This is a genomic window from Luteibacter sp. P4_E6 (assembly GCF_056401535.1).
In genome coordinates this window covers 1-4,620 of record NZ_JBFUJE010000318.1, presented here as the reverse complement: position 1 = coordinate 4,620, position 4,620 = coordinate 1, and the positions used below count along the sequence as shown (strand labels likewise).

General features: G+C 65.4%; 3 protein-coding genes. 2 read left to right on the top strand and 1 reads right to left on the bottom strand.

Annotated features, from left to right (window positions below):
• Window positions 1-1,635: reprolysin-like metallopeptidase (locus tag AC1DT2_RS16295; RefSeq protein ID WP_477297459.1), on the bottom strand; the 1,635-nt coding region annotated here is incomplete at its 3' end.
• Between the two features lie 225 nt (window positions 1,636-1,860).
• Here AC1DT2_RS16295 and AC1DT2_RS16290 point away from each other — a divergent pair.
• Together AC1DT2_RS16290 and AC1DT2_RS16285 are read left to right on the top strand one after the other, a co-directional pair.
• A complete protein-coding gene (locus AC1DT2_RS16290) occupies window positions 1,861-4,161 on the top strand; it encodes an NADP-dependent malic enzyme (protein ID WP_477297458.1) in 2,301 nt (766 codons plus the stop codon).
• Between the two features lie 265 nt (window positions 4,162-4,426).
• On the top strand, window positions 4,427-4,620 hold a 194-nt coding region (locus tag AC1DT2_RS16285; protein ID WP_477297457.1), incomplete at its 3' end, for a hypothetical protein.

Sequence of the window (4,620 nt, the reverse complement as noted above, 5' to 3'; positions counted from 1 at the left end):
GCCGGCGACATCCCAGCGTACGCGCAACGCCTGTCCAGCGATGCCTCGCGCCGCCGCTTCCGGCGATAGCACGGCGAAGGGCCGCCCGGTATCGACCACGCGCACCCGGGTGTCGGTGCTGGCGACCGTCGCATGCTCGCCACCGTTGTCTCTCACGGTGAGTCTGAAATTGAGCCGGCGCGATGTCGTCGGCAAGGTTTCGCCGGGCTCTGCGGTTTCACGGCCAAGCACCGCGGCCATCCTCGGGAAGCTGCGGTTGCCCGAACGTGTGGGCGCGAACGAACGGAACAGGGGGCCGTTGCCTTTATCCGTGAGTGAACCACGTTGCTCGTCGCCGACATCCATCTGCTCCCAGGTGTAGGTCAGGCGACGCGCACCCGCTTCCTGCTCCGCCATGGCTTCGAGAGCGAAGGGCGTGCGGGCCGGGATGACCTTCTCCTCGGCGAGCGGTTCGGGGTCGAACCATGGGGCGGACACCGGATTGATACGCTTGTTGGCGCAGCGCCCACCGCGTGACCCCAGCCACGCCTGCATCTGTTCGATGTTCGCGGCATGGAAGTACAGGTCCGAGCGTGCCTGCAACGCCTGCGCGTCGCCGCCGCAGCCGGAGGGCGCATAGCCCATCGCCGTGCTGCCGCTACCGGGTTCCACCGCGCGATCGGGGAGGGTCGGGCGGCTGCATCCGTTGGCGGTGGGCCACGCACCCAGCTGGCGGCCGAGCACATGGATCATGAACCCGATGGCATGCGGCTCACTCTCGGGATGCGCGTGGCCGCTCCATGCCGCGGCCTTGTGCGTGGCAAGAAAATCGGCGCGTCTATCGTCACTGCATGAGGTGCCGATATGGCTCTCGCCACCGAACAACGTCGTCACGGCATGTCCGATGTCGTAGTTGCGCTTGCCGATCTCGCGGTCGATCAGCGTCACCGTGGCGGGGCCCGGGTCCATGCGTCGGTAGGGATCATGTCGCGGATCGGCACGGATGATCCTGTCGTTGTCGTCGACCAGGGTGAAATGCACGCCGACATCGGTTTCGAAGACTTCATTGGCGCGATTCACGGCATGGACGATCTCGCCGAGCGCGTCTTCGACCGTGCCACCGAGTTTCGCGACATAGCGGCTGTCTGCGGCGACCGCAAGCCGGAAGTCGTGGCGGATGCCGCCACCACTTCGTGCCGTGGTCATCCTTGCGGCAAGCCCTGAATCCTCCGTCGGCGTGGCGGCCAGTGCGTCCGCTGGGGCAACCGACGTGTCGTCTGACGCGACGTTCGCCATCCTTGCCACCTCGCCGGGTCGAAGGATCCACTCGGCATGCCCGTCGCGAACGCTGGCTCGCATGCCTGCCTTCGACAGGTCCAGCCGAACGGTTCGCCCCTGCGTATCGCTGCCGCGAAAGCTCCGCATGCCGGGAAACTTCTTCGCGAGGGCAACGGGGAGGGCGCCCGAATCGCGCACGCGGAAGCGCGACGACGAGGTGGCGCTCGTCGGAAGGGTCACCTCGACGCTACGACTCGCGTCCTGGGGCAGTCGAAGCAGGCTCCGGCGCAGCGCCGGCTCGTCGACCACGACGTTCGCCAGTGACAGCAGGGGGAAAAGGCCGCCGACCAGGGCGGTAACGATAGCGAAACGCGACATGACGATCCTCGACGTGCAAGAAGGACCGTCGACGGTAGGCGCGCCAGCGTGGGCAATCTGCCGGATTCCGCATGGCTGACATGTAGCGTTTTCATATCACAGGATGTCGCAATGCAACACACCCCGGGTCGGGCGAATCGCCATGGCGGTGCTAACATCGACGCTTCACGGCGTGGCTGCAGGCCCGCTGTTCGTCCCTTTTCATTGAAGCTCCCACAGGACCCCATGGCCATCTCCGAGGAACTGCGGCAAGCCGCGCTCGAGTACCACCGCCTTCCCCGTCCGGGCAAGATCAAGGTCACGCCGACGACGTCATTGCTGACCCAGCGCGATCTTTCCCTCGCGTATTCGCCGGGCGTCGCCGCGGCGTGCGATGCGATCGTCGCCGACCCGCGGGAGGCCGCTGAGCTTACCGCGCGCTCCAACCTTGTCGCGGTGATCACCAACGGCACGGCAGTGCTCGGCCTGGGCAACATCGGCGCACTGGCGAGCAAGCCGGTGATGGAAGGCAAGGGCGTCCTGTTCCAGAAATTCGCCGGTATCGATGTGTTCGACATCGAGATCAATGAGAACGACCCGGACAAGCTGGTGGATATCATTGCCAGCCTCGAGCCGACCTTCGGTGGTATCAACCTCGAAGACATCAAGGCGCCGGAGTGCTTCATCGTCGAGCGCAAGCTGCGCGAGCGCATGAAGATTCCCGTGTTCCATGACGACCAGCATGGCACGGCGATCATCGTCGGCGCGGCGGTCATCAATGCGTTGCTGGTCACCGGCAAGAAGATCGAGGACGTGAAGCTCGCCACCACGGGCATGGGCGCCGCAGGTATTTCCTGCGTCGACATGCTGGTGACGCTGGGCCTGAAGCGCGACAACATCCTGGCCTTCGATCGCGACGGTGTCCTGCACACCGGCCGTACCGACCTCGACCCGGACAAGCAGCGCTATGCGCGCGATACCGACAAGCGCACGCTGGCCGAGATCGTCGTCGGCGCGGATATCTTCCTGGGCCTTTCCGCCGGTGGCATCCTCAAGCCGGAGATGGTCGCGACCATGGCCGAGCGCCCGATCATCTTCGCGCTGGCCAATCCGAACCCGGAGATCCTTCCGGAGGACGCCAAGGCTGTCCGCCCGGACTGCATCATGGCTACGGGCCGTTCGGACTACCCGAACCAGGTCAACAATGCCCTTTGCTTCCCCTACCTGTTCCGCGGCGCGCTCGACGTGGGCGCGTCGGTCATCAATGAGCAGATGAAGGTGGCCTGCGTGAAAGCCATCGCCGAGCTGGCGCGCCGTGAAGCGTCGGACGTCAGTGCACGGGCTTATGGCGGCAAGCCGCCGAGTTTCGGCCCCGAGTACCTCATTCCACAGCCGTTCGATCCGCGCCTGCTGATCCAGCTGCCGCCGGCGATCGCCCAGGCCGCCATGGATTCCGGTGTGGCCGAGCGTCCCATCCAGGACTTCCCGGCTTACATCGACCAGCTCACCAGCTTCGTCTTCCGCACTGGCCTGCTGATGAAGCCGGTGTTCGATCGCGCCAAGGCCGATCCGAAGCGCGTGGTCTACGCCGAAGGCGAAGAAGAGACCACGCTGCGTGYCGTGCAGACGGTGGTGGACGAGGGTCTGGCCCGGCCGATCCTGGTCGGCCGCCCCGACGTGATCGAGCGCCGCATCGCGCGCGCCGGTCTGCGTCTGAAGCCGGGTGTGGACTTCGAGATGTGCAACATCCACTCGGATCCGCGTTTCGAGGATTACTGGCGCCTCTACCACTCGATCATGGAGCGCCGTGGCGTCACGCCCGCCTCCGCCAAGGCCGTGGTCCGCTCGCGTCCGACGGTCATTGCCGCGCTGATGGTGGAGCGGGGCGAGGCCGACGCGATGATCTGCGGCCTGGTCGGCACGTATCACAGCAAGCTCGACTACATCACCGACATCATCGGACTGGATGAGGGCATTGCCGAGGCATCCGCGATGGCTGCGGTATCGACGGAGAAGGGCACCTTCTTCTTCCTCGACACCTATGTGCAGGACGACCCGACGGCCGAGCAGATCGCCGAAGCCACGCTGCAGGCCTCGCTTCGCCTGAAGCTGTTCGGCATCCAGCCGAAGATCGCCCTGCTGTCCAACTCCAACTTCGGCGGCCGCGAGACCCGCAGTTCGAAGAAGATGCGCGAGGCGCTGCGCCTGATCCGCGAGAAGGCGCCACGTCTCGAAGTCGAGGGCGAAATGCAGGCCGATGTGGCGCTCACCCCGGAACTGCGCGAGAGGATCTTCCCGAACTCGCGCCTGGAAGGTAAGGCCAACGTCTTCGTCTTCCCGAATCTGGACGCCGCCAACACGGCCTACAACATGGTCCGCGTGCTGTGCGACGGCGTGGTCATCGGCCCGATCCTGATGGGCGTGGCCAAGCCGGCCCACATCCTGACGCCCCAGGCGACGGTGCGCCGCGTGGTCAATATGACTGCCGTGGCGTGCGTCGAGGCGCAGATCCGGGCCGGGAAGCCGCGTACGGTTGTAAATGATTGATTGAGCGGCGCTTTGCGCCGCATCGCCGATGAATCGGCTCCCACCCAGCAAGCCCCTCCTTGCTCGGTAGGAGCCGCTTCAGCGGCGATCCCGCGGCAGCGGGCCAGTTCGCCGAACCCCCCCGTCCCAAACCGATTTATCACGAGACAAACCCCCATACCGCCGCGTATGTGAAAACTTCGCGGTATCATGGAAAGGTTTTCCCGCCACCCCAGCGGGCTCTACAGACCTCATGAAGCGCGCGCCACGCGCGAGCGGAGCATCCATGGACCAGATCGACGATATCCTGAACCAGGACCTCGACCCCACCGAAACCCGTGAATGGGTCGAGTCGCTCAACGCCGTCATCAATCACGACGGCACCGAGCGCGCGCATTTCCTGCTGGAGCGCATGGTCGACTCCACGCGTCGTTCGGGTGGCTACCTGCCGTTCGACCCGACCACCGAGTACGTGAACAC